Genomic DNA, 21774 nt, shown 5'->3' with positions numbered 1-21774 from the left:
TGCCTAGTATGAACAAAATGGACGAGCTTCTCTTAAAGTTACTGTGGGGTCAAATGCAGTCGCTTGGCTGCTTTGCAGAAAAGAATCAGACGCTCAGCGATCTCAAAAGAAAAAGCGGCCTGCTTGACTTATATGACATGTGGCTCGAAGAAACGGCTTCTGTTTTAGCCCGGAATGATTATCTCGTTTACGATAGCGAAACATCTACCGTGATCGATACTGCGCCCATTTCCAGTACGGCTGTTTGGCAGGAATGGGAACAAGAAAAAGGAGTCTGGCTAAAAAATTCGGATACGCATGCGCAAGTCAAGTTAGTCGAAGCAACCATGCGTGTTTTACCGCAAATTCTCACTGGAAAAGTGAGGGCTACAGAGGTCATCTTTCCCAATTCATCGATGGAATTAGTCGAAAAGGTATACAAAAATAACAAAGTTTCCGACTACTTCAATGAAGTGCTCGCGGATACAGTGGTTGCTTTTGTAGAGGAACGGCTCAACCAGGATTCTGCGGCCCGAATTCGCATTCTTGAGATTGGTGCAGGTACGGGAGGAACCAGTGCCGTCGTTTTCCAAAAGGTAAAGGCGTATGAAAAGCATATCCAGGAATATTGCTATACAGACCTCTCCAAAGCCTTTTTCATGCATGCAGAAAAAGAGTATGGCCCAAGCAATCCGTATTTGACCTATCAGATTTTTAACGTAGAAGACGCTGTGACTGGACAAGGAATTGATTTGGGCGGATATGATATCGTCATTGCCGCAAATGTCCTGCACGCCACCAAAAACATTCGCCAAACCGTGCGTAACGCGAAAGCCGTTCTAAAGAAGAACGGCTTGCTTTTGCTAAATGAAATGAGTAAAAACACCCTCTTCCTCCATCTTACCTTTGGTTTGCTGGAGGGCTGGTGGCTGTACGAAGACCCAGAGCTGCGCCTTTCAGGCTGCCCTGGGTTATCTTCGGCAACGTGGCAGAGAGTATTGGAGGAAGAAGGATTTCAGTCGGTCTTTTTCCCAACAGAAGAGGCGCACGCGATGGGACAGCAGATTATTGTGACCGAAAGTGACGGCGTGATCCGCCAACAGCAAATAAAACAACCGCCTAAACCTAAGACGAGCGTAAATGCTGAACAGCCAAAAGCCAAGAGAGTGGAAATACCTTTCGCTCCTGAAGGAAGGGCAAGCAAAGATGTCCTGCGCGAAAAAAGTACGGAATACATCAAACAGCTGATCGCTGAAACACTGAAGATGCCGAGTAACCGAATGGATGCTTCTGAGCCTTTAGAGGCGTACGGTATGGATTCCATTTTATCTGTTCAACTGATCAATCAATTTCGGAAAATTTTCGGCGAAACCATCAGCGGTACTTTGTTTTTTGAATATCAGACAGTAGATGACTTAGTCGAGCATTTACTCGAGACACAAAGAGAAGCACTGATTTCGCTCACAGAATTAGATGATTACAAGCAGGAGCCAAATCAAACGGAAGATCAGGTTGAGCTTGCCCCATTGCCGAAAACCGGAGAGAAACGAAACCCTAGAAAAACAAGATCCTTTGCGCCAGCTGTTCGTTCGCAAAGGACGGCGTCCAAGCCTGCGTCCTCCGGTAAAATAGCGATTATCGGCATGAGTGGGCGTTTTGCTCAAGCTAACAACCTGGAAGAGTTTTGGGAGAACTTAATTCAGGGTAAAAAGTCTATCTCAGAAATTCCAGCTAAGCGTTGGGATTGGACAGCGTATTATCATCCAAATCGGGAGGATGCCATTTCCCAAGGAAAAAGCTATAGCAAATGGGGTGCCTTCTTAGAGGAATTTGATCAGTTCGATCCGTTATTTTTTCATATGACTCCGCGAGAAGCAGAAAATATAGACCCCCAGGAGCGCCTTTATTTAGAAGAGTGTTGGAAGGCATTAGAAGATGCAGGCTATGCCTCGTCGAAGATGTCTGCGGAGCTGCGGAAGCGAACAGGGGTTTTTGGTGGCATTACGAAACAAGGATTTCATTTGTATAGCACGGAAACCACCCAGCACTTTCCGACAACCTCGTATTCGTCGATGGTAAATCGGGTTTCGTACTACCTAAACTTACAGGGGCCGAGTATGCCGATCGATACGATGTGTTCCTCAGCTCTCGTAGCGATTCATGAAGCATGTGAATACATCCGAAACGGGAAGGGAAGCATGGCGATTGCTGGTGGAGTGAATCTGTACACCCATCCGCTTACCTACTTCGGTCTGACTGTGGGACAGCTCATTTCGCATACTTCTGACAGTGCTGCCTTTGGGAAAGGTGGAATAGGTTTTGTGCCAGGCGAGGGAGTAGGTGCTGTTGTTCTCAAGGATTACGATCAGGCTGTGCGGGACCTGGACCATATTTATGCGGTGATACGCGGAACCGCTGTCAACCATAAGGGCAAAGCCAATAGCTATATGACACCAAGCCCCAATCCTATTGCAGATGTGATGGAAGAGGCGTTGGAAGAAAGCGGACTGGACCCTCGATCCATTAGTTATCTGGAAGCTTCCGCCTATGGATCAGACATAGTCGATGCCGTCGAAATGACAGCAGTGACGAAAGCTTATCACAACCGTCAAGGAGCAGAAGGGGACTATCGACTCGGTTCGGTCAAGCCGAATATCGGGCATTGTGAATCGGCTTCCGGCATGTCGCAGCTAATGAAAGTGATTTTGTCCTTGCAGCATCAGACGCTGGTTCCAACCCTGATTCCTGACGAATTGAATCCGAATATTCATTTTGATCAACTCCCCTTTCAATTGCAGCGAGAGGTATCAGAATGGAAGCAGATCACAGTAGATGGGCAAACAGTCCCCCGACGAGCAGGCATTACCAGCTTTGGCGGCGGTGGAGTGAATGCCCATCTTATCGTGGAGGAATACAACCGCACTCCATCATCAAGGAGAGTAAACGATTCAGAACCTGCGCTGTTTGTCTTTTCGGCCAAGAATAAAGAGAGATTGCAAGCTTACATTCATCGCTGGATTGCTTATTTACATAAGAACAGGCATATGGATGTTGCGAATACAGCCTATACTCTTCAAATCGGAAGAGAAGAAATGCCTTGCCGTTTGGCAGTTATCACCCATAATCAAACAGTGCTTTTAAAGCAACTGGAACGCTGGTTGGAACACCAAGAAGAGACGGAACATTGCTTTTTTGGCGATCTCAAGGAAAACAAAGAATTGATGGCAGACCGGGTTACGCTGGCAATCGAATCAAAAGATGTAGGGGAACTGGCAACATTATGGGTTCTAGGCAATCCCATCCCTTGGCAGAAGCTGCATGAAGGGAAGGCGTTATCCCGAGTAGCTAAGCTCCCAACCTATCCATTTAAGAGGAGAACGTGCTGGATAGAACGCAATCAAACGAATCGTACTAGGAGGGAGACGAGCATGACATCCGCTCATCCAGAATTCGAAAACAAAGCCGTTGAAATTTACACATATAGCGCCAACAGCAGCGAAGCGGAGTTTTCGGAGGATTACCTGACCGTATGTCCATTTGAAAGGAAGATTCCAGGCTTTTCAATGAGCCGTGTCATTTTGAACCCGGAAAAATACCCGTTGGAAAGAGAAATGGTGAGAGAGAAGCAAGTAGAGATGCGCCAGGTACTTTTTTGCAAAGAAAATTTCTCTCGTGTGAAAAAAGTATTGGACTTCGGATGCGGTCACGGGACAGATGTGATTCAAATAGCAGAGCTTTATCCACATATCGAAACCCACGGATTTACGATTACCAAGGCGCAAGCAGAGCTTGGCAATCAACGAATCGCGCAGAAGAATCTGGGGGCTCGTGCGAAAATTTTCAACAAAGACAGCTCCAAGGATGCCTTTCCCGACCTTTACGATATTATCGTCGGGATTGAAGTGAGCTTCCATATTCGAAATAAACAGGGACTATTTCACAATATCTCTTCTGCACTCAACGAAGAGGGAACCGTTCTGTTGATCGATTACATAGCCAATACGCGAGGACCGATCGTAGACCAGAACGTAGAAGTCAGCATTCCCACCGTGCAGGAATGGATTGAGCTTTTGGCGGAGCATCAGTTAGTGATCGATGAAATCATCGACGTATCACCGCAGATTGCTAACGCCTTGCATGATCCTGACGTGGAACAGTACATCAAGCATCTGCCTAAAGCCGTTCAAGATTTGTATATCAACACAGTAAATCAATCCATCTCTCTCGAACGAGGGTGGATCAGCTATTGTTTGTTTAAGCTGAAAAAGGCTCCGCATCTTGCGTACCCGAAGCGTTGTGAATGGAATGCCAGCAAAATATCGAAGAAAAGACCGTATCCAGAAGCATTAGCGGAAATGGTAAACAGCGGTTATATTCCTTATCCGAAACAGCAAACGAGAACTCTCCCGAATCCGAATCAGTATGATCACAGCTTTCCTTGGAATAGAGAAACCATCAAAGAATCCTTGGTGGAGGCTTTTGCCACCGTTTTAGGACTTCAATCTGAAGAATTGGATGAAGTAGTAACCTTGAAGGATATGGGAATTGGCTCTCTTAACGCCGTTGCCTTATCCGAAATGATTAATAGCAAATTTAATCTGAAATTACCGACCAGCGTTGTGTTTGAACACGATACATTAGATTCATTGGCAGGCTATATTGCTAGTCATTTACAGCAAGGCGAGCCTAGCCAGCTCCGTTCAAGTAAACCATTCGCGTCGGATGCTCAAAATCAATCAGCTTCATCTGATTATTCTGAATCAAAACATAATTTGTCGGCAGATCAGTCTATTCCAGATCGGACAAAAATCAAGACGGGCCTGATTGAGGCTTTTTCTGCCGTTTTAGGCTTGAGACAAGAAGAGCTGGAAGAAGTGGAAACTCTAAAGGATTTGGGGATCGGCTCTCTCAATGCCGTTCAATTATCCGAAGCTATCAATAGCCAGTTTCATCTGAAACTACCGACCAGTGTTGTGTTTGAACATAATACCCTGGAAGCATTGGCGAGCTACATCGCGACGCATTTACCAGAGCACCAATCAGCGCAGACAATCAGACAATTTGAAGAGAAGCCTGTATATACAAAGAGAGTCCCAACCCGAAATATTGCCTTCGAGCCGGCTAAAGCAGCTTCCAATGATATTGCGATCATTGGGATTTCCTGCCGCACAGCAGGTGCTCAGGGGCAGGATGAATTCTGGGAGCTCGTCAGTCACGGCAAAGATTGCATCAAAGAAGTGACCAACCCAGACTGGCGCGCCTTTTTCAAAGAAAATGGGCTCGTTGATATTCCGATTAAATACGGGGCGATGGAGGATATTGAATATTTTGATCCGGCGTTTTTCAAAATTTCTCCTACCGAAGCCCAATCGATGGATGTCACGCAGCGCATCCTTTTGCAAGAAAGCTATCAAGCGTTAGAGGACGCAGGTTACACCCCGTCCATGCTGAGAGGACAACCCGTTGGAACTATCATTGGCGCGATGGCGGGAATGACAGTAGAACAAGATTTCTCTCATTTTGGCATGCTCGGATCGGATACGAGTATACTTGCTTCGCGCATCGCCTATTTCCTTGACCTGAAAGGACCAGCATTGGCTGTGAATACTGCTTGCTCATCCTCATTGGTTGCGATCGATATTGCTTGCCAAAAGCTAAAGACGGAAGAAGTCAATCTGGCTATCGCAGGGGGAATTACGATTTACTCCCACCCTGCTCCGTTTATCTCGATGAGTAACGCAAGAATGCTTTCTCCTACAGGGGAGTGCCGCCCGTTTGACAATGGTGCGAATGGGATTGTCGTTGGGGATGGCGTTGGCGTCGTGATCTTAAAAAGATTGCAAGATGCATTACGGGATAACGACAGCATCTATGGTGTCATCCGTGGCAGTGGAACCAATCAGGATGGACGGACATTGGGCATTACCGTACCTAGCTTCCAAGCACAAAGCGACCTGCAAAAATCCATTTACGCGAAAAAACAGATTGATGTGGAAGACATTCAATATATCGAGGCACACGGAACGGCGACAAAATTAGGGGACCCTGTAGAGATTCATGCACTGAGTGAATCATTCCGCCACTTCACGCCAAAGAAACGATTCTGCGCAATTGGTTCTTTGAAAGCCAATATCGGTCATACCACAGCGGCGGCTGGGGTGTTGAGTGTCATCAAGGTTTTACTCAGCATGAAAAACAGGAAGATGGCCCCTTCCATCCATTTTGTCAAAGAGAATGAACACATTGATTTTGAAAACAGCCCTGTTTATGTGAATACCAAGCTGCAAGACTGGCAGACCAATTCCAAAGGCTCTCGATTGGCTGCGGTCAGCTCTTTTGGCTTCAGCGGCACCAATGCTCATCTGGTAATTGAAGAGTTTGATCGATCAAAGGTAAGATCCGTTGCTCCTGTTGAAGGTCAAGAGATAGCGACGGGAGTCTTCGTGCTGTCAGCTGAATCACGTGAGCAATTAGTGGCCTATGCCAAGAAAACAAAGGTATTTGTAGAGAAGCATCCTGAGGTGAAACTGGCGGATTTCCTTTATACCTATCAGACTGCAAGGGAATCCATGGCACATCGAGTAGCAATCGTAGTTCACAGCAAAGATCAGCTCATTGCGCTGCTGGAGCAATTCATACAAGGGAATGGGACAAAAACGGCTGATCTGTTTATCGGAGAAATAAACAAAACGGGTGGAATCAAGATCGGCGATACAGAAGAGGGAAGGGATTTTATCCGCAATCTTGCTCTGAACAAGAAAATCAAAAAGCTGGCGGAGCTATGGGTTCATGGTAATGAAATAGAGTGGGAAGCGCTCTATCCAAAAGGAATGGTGAGCCGTCTATCAGGTCTTCCGAGCTATCCTTTTGCCAAGGAACGCTATCGTTTACCCAAAGTTGTCGTAGGAAATCGAACCCATCAAGAAGCTGCTGCCACCTCCGAACTGACAGCAGAAAAACACGAACACAGAGCAGCAGACATAGCCAACTCAACTGAGGTAACTCGTGTTCAAGCGGAAGAAGCTGATGGGAGGGAGGCAGAAATCCAAAACTCGGGTATCCATCATGATGTCATACATGCTGAAGATGACGATACACCACGTAACGAACTTGTGAGAAAAATTGCTGCAGCTTGGGAAGAGGTACTTGGCGTGAAAAAGGTTGACATCCACAAAAACTTCCAAGACCTCGGCGGCGATTCAATCATGGCCACTCAGATTATTTCCAGATTGAAAAATAGCTTCCCGGTAGATTTGAATCTGGACAATCTCTTTTCGGCGCCAACTGTTGCAGGAATGGCGGAGCTAATTGAAGAGGAACTGATTGCTGTTATTGATGAACTTCCAGAAGAGGCAATTTTGGAGCTATTAAGCTGATGAATTCATCTCGTAAGTACGGCAGCAGAATCAACAGGTAGGAAGGAGCAATCCGATGATTAATGATAAGGAATCAGCTAAATCAAGAGATGAGATACTTGCCGAGAGCAGGTCAAAGCTTTCCGAGAAGAAACTGGCCTTGCTGGAAAAGCTGAAAGGCTCAAAACTGGAGACGAAAAAGACGGGAATTCCGCGCCGTTCAAGAGAGGGCTTCGTGCCCCTCTCTTTTGCCCAGCAGAGACTATGGTTTTTAGACCAGTTGGTACCAAACAGTCCTGCCTATAATGTGGTTGCGGCCTTCCATCTGTCGGGTGAGCTTCACACAGACATCATGGAGCGGTGCGTTAATGAGATTGTGAAGCGCCATGAAGCACTGCGAACCACCTTTCAAGTCGCAAACGGAGAGCCGTATCAGCTCATTGCTCCTGCCTTGCAAATTCCTTTTCCCCTTGTCGATCTTACTGGATATCCCGAGGCGGAGAGAGAAGATGAGTTTCGCCGACTCGCGAAAGAGGAAAGCATGTATGTTTTCGATCTAACCAAAGGACCCTTGCTGCGTGTTACTTTATTCAAACTCGGCGAGGATTTGAATATCTTACTTTTGAACGTTCACCATATCATCATAGACGGATGGTCAGTCGGGGTTTTCTTCAGAGAGATGGTTTTGCTTTATCAGGCATATCTCGCGGGCAAGCCTTCCCCATTGCCTGAGCTTCCGATCCAGTATGCGGATTTTTCCATCTGGCAACGGGAGTGGCTTCAAGGAGAAGTGCTGGAGAAACAGCTTTCTTACTGGAGAGAAACCCTTGGAAAAGAAAGCAGCGCGTTAGAGCTGCCAGTAGACCGTACACGACCTCCCATCCAAACGTTTCAAGGAGGAAGCCTAAAACTACAGATTCCCTCTTCCCTTTCCCATGCCATAAAAGCGCTGAGCGAGCAAGAAAATGCCACGCTGTATATGGTCATGATCACCGCGTTAAAGATATTGTTGCACCGTTACAGCGGGCAAAATGATATCCGGGTGGGAGTGCCCGTAGCGAACCGTAACCGAGTGGAAATAGAGAATTTGGTCGGCTTTTTTGTAAATACGTTGGTTCTCAAAACGGATGTTTCCGGCAATCAAAGCTTTAGAGAACTGCTGTCACGTGTGAGAGATACGGCGAACAGCGCATACAGACATCAAGATGTACCGTTTGAACGATTGGTGGATGAATTACAGCCTGAGCGTAATATGAGTCAAAATCCACTATTTGAAGTCTGCTTTGTGTTGCAGAACTTTCCTATGCCGAAAAAATCGGACATGTCTGCATTAGGCTTTTCCTTGGTCAAATTTGAAGAGTTCCGTAACAACACTTCCAAGTTTGATCTCTGGATTCAAGTTGTAGAAAAAGGAGATATCCTTGACCTCGACGTTGAGTTCAATTCCGATATTTTTAATGAATCGACAATTAGTCGTCTACTGGAGAGCTTTACAATCGTACTGGCAGGTATTGTCGCGGATCCGAACCAGCCGATTGCTGATCTGCCGATTTTGACCGCGGCTGAAGAGCAAAAGTTGTTGGTTGAATGGAACGATACGAAGACGTACTACCCAGAGCAACATATGTGTCTTCATGAAATAATCGAAGCGCAGGCTGTCAAAACTCCAGATGCGCCAGCCGTTATTTTTGAAGAGGAGCAACTCACTTACCGTGAATTGGATCAACGGGCGAATCAACTGGCGAACTATCTCCAGAAACAGGGTGTACGAGCGGAAACGCTTGTGGGCATTTATATGGAGCGCTCCTTTGAAATGGTTATTGGGCTGTTAGGTATCCTCAAAGCAGGCGGTGCCTACGTTCCCCTAGATCCGAGCTATCCGCAAGATCGGGTGGCTTTTATGATCACGGATGCGAATCCTTCCTTCCTCTTGACCGCGGAAGGGCTGAAGAACACGCTGCCTGAATACGGTGGACAACTCATTTGCCTCGATTCAGATTGGGAGACAATCAACCTGGAGAACCATGTGGCGCCCGCAATCGAAGTCAACAGCGACAATTTGGCGTACATGATTTACACCTCAGGCTCTACAGGCAAGCCAAAAGGTGCGATGAACACTCATCGCGGTATCGTCAACCGACTTTTGTGGATGCAGGAACAATATCAGCTAAATGAAACCGACCGGGTCATGCAAAAGACGCCTTTCAGCTTTGATGTGTCGGTATGGGAATTTTTCTGGCCGTTAATGACGGGCGCCTGCATGGTAGTAGCTCGTCCAGAAGGTCACAAAGATACGACCTACCTGGCACGACTGATCAAAAAAGAGAAAATTACCACCATGCACTTTGTCCCTTCGATGCTGCAAGTGTTCCTTGAGGAGTCGGAAATTAGCGGCTGCGATACGCTACGACGAGTCATTTGCAGTGGGGAAGCCTTATCTTATTCAACGCAGGAGCGCTTTTTCGAATGTCTCGATGCGGAGTTGCACAACCTGTATGGTCCTACAGAAGCGGCGATTGATGTCACGTACTGGGCGTGTCAAAAAGGAAGCAAGCTTAGATCAGTGCCGATTGGACGCCCTGTGGCAAACACCCAAATCTATCTGTTAGACGAGCACCTGAATCCTGTTCCCGTCGGTGTTGCCGGTGAGCTGCACATTGGTGGCGTGCAACTGGCTCGCGGATACTATAACCGCCCTGAGCTGACAGAAGAGAAATTCATCCCTGATCCGTTCAGCAACGTAGAGGGAGCGCGCCTTTATAAAACAGGTGACTTGGCCCGTTACATGCCGGATGGAACGATCGAGTATCTGGGGCGCATTGATTTTATGGTCAAACTAAGAGGGTTCCGTATCGAGCTGGGTGAGATTGAAGCTGTACTAGATGAACATCCACATGTACAAAAAGCGGCAGTGATCGTTCATGAATCCGAGCAGCGACCAGGGCATAAGCAGTTGGTATCTTATATCGTGCCAGATTCTCAGTCCAAGGAAAAATTGAAAGTGGCAACAGAAGAAGCACTTCCTGCGGAACAGGTATCTGAATGGCAGGATGTCTTTGATAAAGCCTATGATGATGAAAATAAATATGAAGCCGATTTCAACATTACCAGCTGGAACAGCAGTTATACGGGTCAACCCCTTTTAGCGGAAGAAATGCGTGAATGGGTCCATTCGACGGTGGATCGTATCCTTGCCTTGCAACCGAAAAAGGTACTCGAGATCGGGTGCGGTACAGGGCTGTTGCTATCTCGAATTGCGCCTCATTGTGAACAGTATTGGGGTACGGATTTTTCTTCGATGGCTTTGGATTATATTACTGCGAATCTGATCAACCAAAGAGAGGATTTATCCAATGTCACACTGCGTAAGAGCTATGCGGATGATTTTAGTGGACTAAAGGGACAGAAGTTCGATGTGATCGTGCTCAACTCTGTCGTGCAGTATTTCCCGGATGCGAACTACCTGTTGGATGTGCTGAAAAAGGCCATACATGCCATGAATGACAAAGGAGCAATCTTTGTCGGTGATGTTCGTAATCTTTCTTTACTGCAAACCTTCCTCACTGAGGTTGAGATGGAAAAGTCACCGGCGACATTGACCACCGATCAATTGAAACGCCGCGTACAAAAGCGAATGAGACAAGAGCAGGAGCTGGTTATCGATCCTGCCTTTTTCTATGCGCTTCAAGATCAGTTGCATCAAATCAGCCATGTAGAAATCAAGCTGAAGCGCGGAAGTCATCATAATGAATTAACTCGCTATCGCTATGATGTGATTCTTCATCTCGGCAAAAAAGTGCAGACAATCGAAGACTTTGCATGGCTGGATTGGCATGAGGAGGGATTCCGAAATATTGATGGACTTCGTCAAATCATGACCAAATATAAACCGCAAATCTTAGGACTTACGAAAATCCCGAATTCGCGGTTGGACAGGGCGAATCGATACCAGTCATTACTTGCTGACCCAGATGCTCTCAAAACGGTGGAAGAGCTGAGAACAGATCAGAACCATCCTAGCACTGGAATAGACCCGGAGGAGCTTTGGAGGTTGGGTGCTGAGCTTCGATACCGTGTAGATATCGCTTGGATGGGCGATTGCGGGGATGGCAGCTATGAAGCTGTGCTCCGACCTGAGCATTTACTAGAAAAAAGACAGCGTAACACAGTGGTCACCGCGTGGCATCGTCCAGCGAGAAACTACCAACCGATCGAAACGTATGCGAACGATCCTTTGACAGACAGAGTTGCTCGCCAGTTCATTCCAGAGCTGCGCAGTTATTTACGGGATAAGCTGCCAGATTACATGGTTCCGTCTATCTTTGAGTTTATCAAGGAAATGCCCGTGAACATGAATGGTAAATTGGACCGCAAAGCGCTTCCTGCGCCGCTTATGGAAGTGCCAGAAATGGAAGGGGATTTTGAACCGCCAACGACGGAGACGGAAAAAATTCTTGCCGATGTCTGGGCTGAAATATTGGGCTTGGATAAGGTTGGCATACATAATAACTTCTTCGGATTGGGCGGGGACTCCATTCATACCATTCGAGTGGTTGCGAGAGCAAAACAACTCGGTTTGGAAATGACTCCACAGCAGATTTTCCAATTCCAAACCATAGCTGAACTGGCAGAGGTTGTAGGTGGGGGTTCCACTCAAAGTGCGAAGCGAACGGCAACAGCAGTAAAGTTACCCACTCTTGATAAGCATCAGTTGGATCGGATAAAAGCAGACAACCCATACATGGAGGATGTTTATCCGCTGACGATCATGCAAGAAAATATGCTCTATCGATACAAACATCATCCAGAACCCGGTTTGAATGTGGTTCATCATGCTTTTCGCATAGAGGGCGGCCCTTTCCATGTAGCTGCTTTCGAGCATGCATGGCAGCATCTCATCCAACAATTCCCTGCCTTGCGAACCTCCTTCATCTGGGAAGAGCTGGATGAACCGATGCAGATCGTTCATGAGAAAGTGGATATCCACATCAAGCAGGAAGATTGGCGGGACATTCCGGAAGAAAATCAACACGAAAAATTGCAATCCTATATTCAAAAGCTAAGACAACAAGGATTTGAGATGGGCAAAGCACCACATGCGCATCTTGCTCTTATTCAAGTAGGAGAGGATGTCTACTACTTTATTTATGTCTTCAATCTGATGTTGCAGGATGGTTGGAGCTATACGTTGATCGTTAAAAGACTATTCGAATATTATCAAGCGTTTTCCCAAGGGAAGGCGATTGATATTGTGCCTGTATATCCGTATCGGGATTATGTTGCGCTACAAAAACAGCAGGACTTAACGGATGCGGAGCTGTTTTGGAAGAAGAATCTGAAAGGAATGACCAGCTCCACGCTTGAATGGGCACAAGCGAGTAAGAAGAATATGTCTGCTGAGGAGCCTCCCTATTCTCAAGAAAGGTTCATTGTATCGCCAGAAGTCTCCTCGGCGCTGTTATCCTTGTCCAAGAAGTATCATCTGACGCCATATACATTGGTACAGGGGGCTTGGGCATTGCTGCTCCATCATTACAGCGGCAAGGAAGATGTTGTATTTGGTACGATCTTCTCCGGCCGCAGCATAGCGATGATGGAGGTCGAACATTCTGTCGGACTTTTCTTCAATATTTTGCCCATTCGCGTGAGCGTTGAGCAAAACATGAGGTTCTTGTCTTGGCTACAAAACATGCAGTCGAAAGTGGTAGAGACGAGTCAATACGAGTACACTCCGCTGAAAAAAATATACGAGTGGTGCGATATTCCACGAGATCGGCTTTTATTTGACAGCTATCTGGTAAGCGAACAGCTTCCTGATTTCTCTTCTGTCTTTAGAGGATTTAATGATGTCCTCGGCGCTACCATCTATGATTCGGTTGCGCAGACGGAGCATCCATTACGAGTGGAAATCCTTTTCTATGAACAAGTTTTGGTTCTGCATATCAACTACTATCGACGTTTCTTCAACGATAAGGAAATTAGCAGGATGCTGCAGCACTTGAATACTCTTTTAGAAGGATTGGTAGCAAACCCAGAGCAAAAGGTAAATGAGTTAGTCAATGCGATAACGCATCATCCCCAACACTAAATTTGCGAACAAGAGGAGAGGTTACTATGTGTGGAATTGTGGGATGGCTTGATTGGGATGACGATTTGACATCCCAGCATGCTATTTTGCACAAAATGGCTCAAGCGATCCAACATCGTGGGCCAGATGAAGAGGGGTATTGGTTGTCTCCTCGGGCAGCGATTGCGCATCGGCGCCTGATCGTGATCGACCCGGAAGGCGGCAAGCAACCCATGATCTACCGAGAAGGAGATCAGACGTGTGTCTTATCGTTTAATGGCGAAATCTATAATTACTTGGACCTGCGCCGCCAGTTAGAGCTGCTTGGGCACTCCTTTCAAACCAATTCTGACACGGAAGTATTACTGCACGCTTTTTTGGAATGGAGAGAGGAATGTGTCCGTCATCTCAATGGAATTTTTGCATTCGCCATTTGGGACGAAAAAAATCATCGCTTGTTTTTAGCACGTGATCACTTGGGTGTAAAACCATTATTTTATTGTCAACGAGGGAGCTCGTTCTTGTTCGGTTCTGAACTGAAAGCCTTGCTCGCCCATCCAAAAGTAAAGCCTGAGGTAGAAGCGGATGGGTTAGCGGATATTATCGGACTCGGTCCGGCGAGAACGCCTGGATTTGGCATTTTCCGCAATGTAAGGGAGGTGCGAGCTGGACATTGTGTAACAGTCACGAAGGATCAAATCAGAACAAGGCCATACTGGAAACTGGCGAGCAAGGTGCATACCGATGATATGGAGACAACGACAGAAACGATACGCGGTCTGTTACAAGACACGGTACAACGTCAGTTAATCTCTGACCTGCCATTGGTTAGTATGCTGTCTGGGGGCTTGGACTCTAGTGGCTTGGTTGCTTTAGCCGCTGAGGAGCTCCGTAAAAAAGGGAAAACGTTGCAAACCTATTCGGTAGATTTTGTTGACAATGATCAGCATTTTGAAGAAGGTTTGCTGCACATTAGTTTGGATGCGCCATGGGCAAAATCAGTCTCAGAGCATGTACAAACCAAGCATCAAGAGATTACCTTCAACGCCCAAGATCTGATTACTCATTTTCATATGCCATTGAGAGCGCGTGATCTCCCAGGATTAGGGGAGACGGATACCTCGCTCTATTTGTTCTGCCGGGAAATGAAGAAAAAAGCGACCGTCTCGCTATCAGGTGAATCGGCAGACGAAGTATTTAACGGGTACCCTTGGTTTCAGAAGGAGAAATTCTTGAACTCAGGGAAATTCCCTTGGATGGAGCATGACGGGTGGAGCTCATTTTTAAATGAAGAAGCCATCGAAAAGATTCGCCCACAAGAATATCTTCGCAGGCGGTATGAAGAAGGGATTGCAGAGGTACACCCTTTGGAAGGGGAGACAGCTTTGGAAGCTCAACAGCGCAAAATGTCGTACCTCTTTATCACGCGTTTTCTTCCGTTGCTATTGGATCGCAAGGATCGAATGAGCATGTATACGGGGTTTGAAGTACGTGTTCCCTATTGTGATTACCGTCTGGTTGAATATTTGTGGAATGTCCCATGGAAAGTAAAAAATATTGATCAAATCGAAAAAGGCTTGCTTCGCAGAGCGTACAAAGGATATTTGCCGCAGGAAGTATTGTATCGCAACAAAAGCGCATATCCGATGACCTATCATCCGGAGTATTACCATGCGATTCTGGACCATATGAAACAAATTCTAGCCAATCCTAATTCGCCTCTATTACCTTTAATTAATAAGTCTGTAATCCAATTTGTACTGGATGGAAAAGCACCTATGAATCTCTCTCAATCAACGAAGCTGATCGAATATCTCGTCCAGATAAACATGTGGTTAGAGGAATACAAGGTATCAATTCGATAGAATCTCTGGGATTTGCTGATAAAAAGGACAGTCAGGATATTTTTTCCTGACTGTTTTTCTTTCAAAAATTGTAGGTAAAGGGGTGTTTCGTAAATGAATGTCAGTGAGGTAAATCAGAACATGGCAATCCCAAACCGACTGCCTGCAAACGGAAGTGACAGGTTTAATTACATGGTCAGCTATCTTTCTGATTGCCAGCTTCAAATGGTGTTGGAAATGGACGGACAGGTGAATCAACAGCGATTGCTTCAAGCGATGGAGGCAAGCACCATTGCGGAACCTATCATTGGTTGCCGCTTTATAAAAGATTCAGTCCGCCCCTATTGGGAGCGACGCAGCGATTTGGCGTCAAGCGGTTGGTGTTCCTTGCAACTTCTCGGTGAGTCCGATTCCACAGAGAAAGCCATACAGGAGTGGCTGTCGAGCCCAATAGACATCGATGCTGATGCGATGGTCAAAATTCGCATTTTGCGGACCTCGACCAAAGATATCGTTTGCATCAAACTGAATCATCTATGCAGTGATGGTGCAGGGTTGATCGAATATGTTCACTTGTTAGCTTCGCTTTATAGTGAGCTAGCCAAAGACCCGCGCTACGTTCCCAAGCCAAACCTTGAGGGGAGGGATCAGAGTCGTTTGTTCAAGGAAATGGGTATCCCAAATGGCGGGACGCCGCAAGCTCCCGAACCGCAGGGGCCAACACTTCCTTTTACGCCTGGAGAACCAGCGAAAAGGAGACAAGCCATTCGCAGAATACCGGGCGAAGAGTGGCTGGAGCTGGCGCAAGGATTTAAACAAAAAGGGTTCACGGTAAATGATGTGGTACTGGCTGCCTACATGCGAGCTTTATATCAACAGATGGAAAATGTTCCGGATGAGCAGGTCAAAGTCATGGTGACTGTAAATGTAAGAAAATTCTTACCCAAGGGCAAGGCAGACGCTATTTACAACTTGTCTGGAGTTGTTCATGCCACAATGAATCAAGCAACAGGGACATTTGCAGATAAGGTAGAAGAAGTGGCGGAATTCATGAAGAGTCAACGTGATAATAAAGACATTCTGCACGATGCGGTAAACACGTTTGCCTTTGTGGAAAATTTAGAGTTCCATCACACCTTGAAGATCATACAGGATGTAAGAAAACAACTTGTAGCAGATGGTAATAGTACACCAATACTATCAAATTTTGGTATGATTAGTATGAGTCAGCTATCATTCGATGATGTGAAAGTCGCAGGTGCATATATCGTATCACCAGCCTATTACGCACCAGGACTGATGCTTGGAGTCAGTACCTATCAAGATTGCATAACCCTCAATATTTCCTTCTTTGAATCGAACACAGACGTTGGGCTAATAGAAAAACTCCTCGATACCATGATAGAGGATATCAAATCATACAGACAGTAGCCAGCTTGCAGCACATACCCATCCATATAAATAAGGAGTGAATGAAATGAATAAAGTAGTATTCCCCAATGAAATATCAGGTGCGGAGAATCTGCAACAACAGTTTGAACCCTATGGCTGGTATGCAGAAATGAGAAAAAATAGCCCGGTACATTATGATGAAAAGCAACAGGTTTGGAACGTATTTCTGTATGCGGATGTCGAGCGCGTGCTGACCGATTATCACCTCTTTTCAAGCGATACAGGCAAACGAATTGCTGGTTCCCTCGCATTGAAAGAAAAGGGCATCACAGAGATGGACCCGCCTGATCATGGAAAAAGGAGAGCTCTCTATACAAAAGCCTTTTCAACCCGAACACTTCAGGAGTGGGAGCCGCGCATTCAAGAAATTTCACGTCATCTATTAGAGGAAGTAAAAGAAAAGCAAAGCATCAGAATTTTAGGTGATCTCGCAACCCCGATGCCAGTGATTGTCATTGCCGATTTGCTCGGTGTACCGTCTAGCGATTGGATGCTGTTCAAACAATGGTCAGATGTTCTCATCGCTTCCGGGACACGCGAAACGTATGAGGATATTAACCTCAAAAAGGAAGAAATCATGAAGGAAATGGCTGTTTATCTCTCTCCGATCATTCAAGAAAAAAGAGAGAACCCGACAAAAGATTTCCTTTCCGACTTAACGCAAACAGAATATAAAGGCCAAAAGCTATCTGACCCTGAGATTATTGATATTGCAATCAGTTTGCTGCTTGCCGGAAATGTAACGACAAGTACGCTCTTGTTCAGTGTTTTCTACTGCTTTTTACTGGATCGACCAGGCGTTTATCGTGAATTAAGGGAGAATCCGCAACTGGTAGATCAAGCGATCGAGGAAGTATTGCGCTTCCGTCCGCCAGCACAGGTTTTGATGCGCAAGGTGCAAGAAGACACGGATATGTTTGGAAGTCTGATGAAAAAAGGCGAGATCGTCATGGCATGGCTCGGTTCTGCCAATCGTGATGAACATACCTTTGCACAGGGAGATCAATTCGATATCCATCGACCTAATAGCAACAAGCACTTAACCTTCGGAAAAGGCTGCCATTTCTGCTTGGGAGCACCACTATCCAGACTGGAAGCAAAGGTGATGCTAACAGAAATGCTCAAGTGCTATTCTGACATCTCAATCGGTGGATTTGAGAACGATCTGATCCTCAATGTGACGAGAGCCTAATCATATTTTCTGATCAAGCAGTTGAGCAGGAAGGTTATTCCTGTTTGACTGCTTTTTTTATTTCGGGAAATGAGAGAGAGGTTATACGAAGAAAAAATAAAAAAGGAAGGAAAAGAGAATTCCTTACTTTTCAAAACTTATCTTTCCGAATCACCAAATAAACGATCAACCCGATAATGGGAAAAAACAATAATGCAATCAGCACGATGATGGAGAACTCCTTGCTATTCCCACGTCTCCTCGCATCACGGTATGCCCAAATACTGATGACGATATTAATCACGTTTAAAAATAAGATGAGAAGGATCGGGAGGAACACAAAAAAGGTTGATGAAGCATCGCCTACTTGAATCAAAGGATCACCTGCTTTTGAATATTTACAAGACTTTCCCAATTATATATAAAGAAGTGGGAATTGTGTAATGGTTTGACTCACCATGTAAAAGTATTTGGAAAAGATGGCATGAAGTATTTCTATCATCTTTTTGATCCCTCTACATATCCAAGGACAAGATGGAGCAGAAGCTGTATGCAAGCGAGGAGAGAGTATTCGCTATGTTTTGGAAGGAAACTTTCCCCGAACCTCCTCCAGAAAAGCCTGCACAGCCGGGGCCAAATAACGATTTTTCAAGTACGCCAAATAAACCGTCCGCTCCAACGCAGGCGAATCAATCGTTTTCCGAACGAGTGAAGCATCTGTTGATCCAGACAAATAGTTCTCAGGAATAATCGTTACCCCCAAATTCTCCCTCACTAACGTCAATGCAGTTTCAAAGCGCTCAATCTCAAATTTGATTTGCGGGTCGACTTGTTCAAACGAAAAGGCCGTTAAAATATCCTCCCTTGTCTGAAATCCCTCTGTACTAATGATGAATGGCTCATTAGCCAAGTCTTTTAATCGAACGGATTCCTTTTCTGCCAGCGCATGATCCTTGTGCAGCACCAGCATTAAGCGCTCATCATACAGAGCAATGGATTCAATATCTTCTTCATTGATGAATTGGTTGGTTATGAGCAAATGCGTATGATACTTCCGCAGTGATTCCTTTACAGCTTTCCCGCTCAGAACCTCGATTAGCTTGATGTTAATCGAGGGAAAACGCCCCTGATATCCGCGAATGACTTTTGGAATCCAATGCTTTACGGACTCTATGATGCCGATGATAAGATCGCCGCTCCCGGTTAGCTTTACTTCTTCCATCTCTTTTTTTAGCATGTTCATTTGGGAAAGAAGCAGCAATGCTTTCTGGTACAAGATTTTACCAGCATCCGTCAATTCCATTTTTCTCGTGTTTCTCTCGAGCAGTGGAGAGCCGACTTCTTGCTCCAGATTTTTGATCGCGTTACTTAAGGAAGGCTGCGAAATATGCAGTTTTTGTGCGGCTTTGGAGTAGCTCAACTGATCACAAACTGTCACAAAATAGTGCAAATGTTTGATATCCAACTGGGGCACCTACCCTTATTTATAGCATAAAGCTATCAATTTATTTGAATTATATATTAGAAATAATAAGTTTGTCATTATATAATCAATAAACAAAAGGTTCAGAAAGGATGAATAGCTTGCCAAAGAATGTATCAGCAGATTTGTGGACCGGCCGGACTGACCATACGGAGAGAAGAAGCAGTTTTCGCTACCATCAGATTGTAGAAATAACGGACTTGGATACATTGCAAGCTGCCGAGGATCGCACAGTCGCTATCATTGGGTTTGAATGTGAAGAGGGAGTGAGGCGCAATCAAGGAAGATTAGGTGCAGCCAAGGCTCCAAACGCAATTCGGCAAGCGCTTGCAAGCCTTCCTTGGAAGGTGGAGGAAGGGAAACGTATTGTAGATGTGGGGAATGTTGTTTGTCCAAACGAAGAGCTGGAAGCAGCTCAGGAAGAATTGGGGAACGCCGTCTCTGCAATCTTTTCCAAAGCCATGACGCCCATTATTTTAGGCGGAGGCCATGAGACATTGTATGGACATTACGCCGGTGTCCGCAAGCATATTGGAAAAGAGGCTTCCCTGGGCATTATCAATATTGACGCTCATTTCGATTTGCGTTCCTATGAAGTTCAGCCTTCATCTGGGACGATGTTTCGGCAAATACTAGAGCATGACAAAAATAGCAGCTATTTTGTGTTGGGGATTCAGCGCTATGGCAATACGCAAGAGCTATTTGATAAAGCAGATGAGCTCGGTGTGAGCTATGTGTATGAAGAAGAGATGACAGACGCGCGAATGGATGAAATTAGTTTATCTGTAAGCGAATTCATTGAAAAACACGATCATGTCATGCTGACGCTATGTACAGATGTTTTAAACGCAGCCTTTGCACCGGGAGTAAGTGCGCCATCTCCTTTCGGCTTAACACCAATGGTTGTTCGCACTTTGATCCGTGCCGTTGCCACTCATAAGAAAACGCTTTCTTTTGATATTTGTGAAGTGAATCCGGTTTTAGATGAAAACGGAAGAACCGTAAAGCTAGGTGCTTACTTGACGAATGAAGCCATCATGGGATTACTAGAGAACAACTAAGGGGAGACAACTATGACGTTAGCACTTAATCAAGTAACGACGATTTTTCTCGCAGTAGCACTTCTCGTATTAGGTACTTTCCTCGTAAAAAAGGCTAGTTTCTTGCAAAAGTTTTGCATCCCGGCACCAGTGGTTGGGGGCTTGTTGTTCGCTATTATTGCAACAGCTTTGAAAGCGACCGGAATTTTACAAATTACATTGGATACTTCCTTGCAAAGCTTGTTCATGCTTACGTTTTTTACTACTGTTGGATTGGGAGCGAGCTTTAAGCTGATCAAGCTTGGCGGGAAGCTGCTCGTTATTTACTGGATCGCCTGTGGATTTCTGGCTCTGGCACAAAACGTAATCGGTGTGTCACTAGCTTCCGTGTTCGGTATTCATCCATTGATCGGGATGATGGCAGGAGCTGTCTCCATGGAAGGTGGACATGGAGCAGCTGGTGCTTTTGGACAAACGCTTGAGGACATGGGCATTCAATCTGCGTTGGCGATTGGGATCGCAGCAGCTACCTTTGGTCTCGTAGCAGGGGGCTTGGTTGGCGGACCGACTGTGAAATATTTAATTGCCAAATACGATCTGAAGCCGACGGAAACGGAAGAAGTAGTAGAGACAGTAGAAGAAAAAGGACAACCGATTCACTCGAATACCTTCTTCATCCAAGTCCTGCTGATTACATTCTGTATGGCATTGGGAACGTATTTGGGAGAGCTGTTCTCGACTGCAACCGGATTTGTTCTGCCGGGTTATGTGGGAGCGATGTTTGTAGCGGTGATTGTCCGTAACATCGTAGATAAGCTCAATCCAAAAGCAATCGACATGAAGAGCATCAACCTGATCAGTGATGTGACGCTCGGAATCTTCCTGTCCATGGCACTGATGAGCATCAAGCTGTGGGAAGTTGCCGACCTAGCGCTTCCAATGCTCGTGATCGTATTTGTTCAAGTAGTATTCATCGTTTTGTTCGGGATTTTCGTCCTGTTCCGTTTGCTTGGCAAAAACTACGATGCCGCAGTTATGGTCGCAGGCTTTACAGGCCATGGTCTGGGCGCTACTCCAAACGCAATGGCGAATATGGCGGCCGTAACGGGAAGATTTGGTCCTTCGCGAAAAGCATACTTGGTCGTTCCGATCGTTGGTGCCTTCCTGATTGATGTGTTCGCGATGCCGATCATTATTACCACGATTAATTTGTTTAAATAAAGACGATTTAAAATCCCTTCATGCTGAGATAGTCACGCTGAAGGGATTTTTTGTGCTTATCTTCACTTTGCGGTGCTTTCTGTCGCTTGTATTTTTACAAAAAATAGAAAGAAAAGGGAGTAATTTCTTGACTGTTCGCATCCTGTTCGTATATATTTGTAT

Annotated in this window: 9 protein-coding genes; 7 read left to right on the top strand and 2 right to left on the bottom strand. The window is 45.7% G+C overall.

Annotation, left to right across the window (positions count from 1 at the left end):
* Window positions 1–8: 8 nt before the first annotated feature.
* The 5 genes from HP567_RS22430 (at window position 9) to HP567_RS22410 (ending at window position 17889) form a co-directional block, all read left to right on the top strand.
* On the top strand, window positions 9–7355 hold the full coding sequence (locus HP567_RS22430; protein WP_173608315.1) for a beta-ketoacyl synthase N-terminal-like domain-containing protein: 7347 nt from the start codon (window positions 9–11) through the stop codon (window positions 7353–7355).
* Window positions 7356–7410: 55 nt separating this feature from the next.
* Window positions 7411–13422, top strand: a complete 6012-nt coding sequence (locus tag HP567_RS22425) for a non-ribosomal peptide synthetase (protein ID WP_173608314.1) — start codon at window positions 7411–7413, stop codon at window positions 13420–13422.
* A gap of 26 nt (window positions 13423–13448) precedes the next feature.
* The gene (gene asnB / locus HP567_RS22420) at window positions 13449–15266 is read left to right on the top strand and encodes an asparagine synthase (glutamine-hydrolyzing) (RefSeq protein ID WP_173608313.1); all 1818 of its coding nucleotides are present in this window, start codon (window positions 13449–13451) and stop codon (window positions 15264–15266) included.
* Window positions 15267–15359: 93 nt separating this feature from the next.
* Window positions 15360–16676, top strand: a complete 1317-nt coding sequence (locus HP567_RS22415; protein ID WP_173608312.1) for a condensation domain-containing protein — start codon at window positions 15360–15362, stop codon at window positions 16674–16676.
* Window positions 16677–16722: 46 nt separating this feature from the next.
* On the top strand, window positions 16723–17889 hold the full coding sequence (locus HP567_RS22410) for a cytochrome P450 (RefSeq protein WP_173608311.1): 1167 nt from the start codon (window positions 16723–16725) through the stop codon (window positions 17887–17889).
* 130 nt (window positions 17890–18019) lie between these two features.
* Here HP567_RS22410 and HP567_RS22405 read toward each other — a convergent pair whose 3' ends face one another.
* Window positions 18020–18244 carry a PLDc N-terminal domain-containing protein gene (locus HP567_RS22405; protein WP_173608310.1) on the bottom strand — a complete coding sequence of 75 codons (225 nt, stop codon included), beginning with the start codon at window positions 18242–18244 and terminating at the stop codon, window positions 18020–18022.
* A 198-nt stretch (window positions 18245–18442) separates the two neighbouring features.
* On the bottom strand, window positions 18443–19333 hold the full coding sequence (locus HP567_RS22400) for a LysR family transcriptional regulator (RefSeq protein ID WP_173608309.1): 891 nt from the start codon (window positions 19331–19333) through the stop codon (window positions 18443–18445).
* Between the two features lie 110 nt (window positions 19334–19443).
* On the opposite strand from HP567_RS22400, the gene hutG reads away from it, so the two are divergent.
* Window positions 19444–20412 (top strand): formimidoylglutamase, encoded by a 969-nt coding sequence (gene hutG, locus HP567_RS22395; RefSeq protein WP_173608308.1) that lies wholly within the window; start codon window positions 19444–19446, stop codon window positions 20410–20412.
* A gap of 12 nt (window positions 20413–20424) precedes the next feature.
* The gene (gltS, locus tag HP567_RS22390; protein WP_047068478.1) at window positions 20425–21612 is read left to right on the top strand and encodes a sodium/glutamate symporter; all 1188 of its coding nucleotides are present in this window, start codon (window positions 20425–20427) and stop codon (window positions 21610–21612) included.
* The last annotated feature ends 162 nt before the right edge of the window (window positions 21613–21774 follow it).

Origin of the sequence: Brevibacillus sp. M2.1A (genome assembly GCF_013284355.2) — a bacterium.
GTDB lineage: Bacteria > Bacillota > Bacilli > Brevibacillales > Brevibacillaceae > Brevibacillus.
Note: the sequence above shows the minus strand (reverse complement) of the source record. Positions and strands in the feature narration are given on the sequence as shown.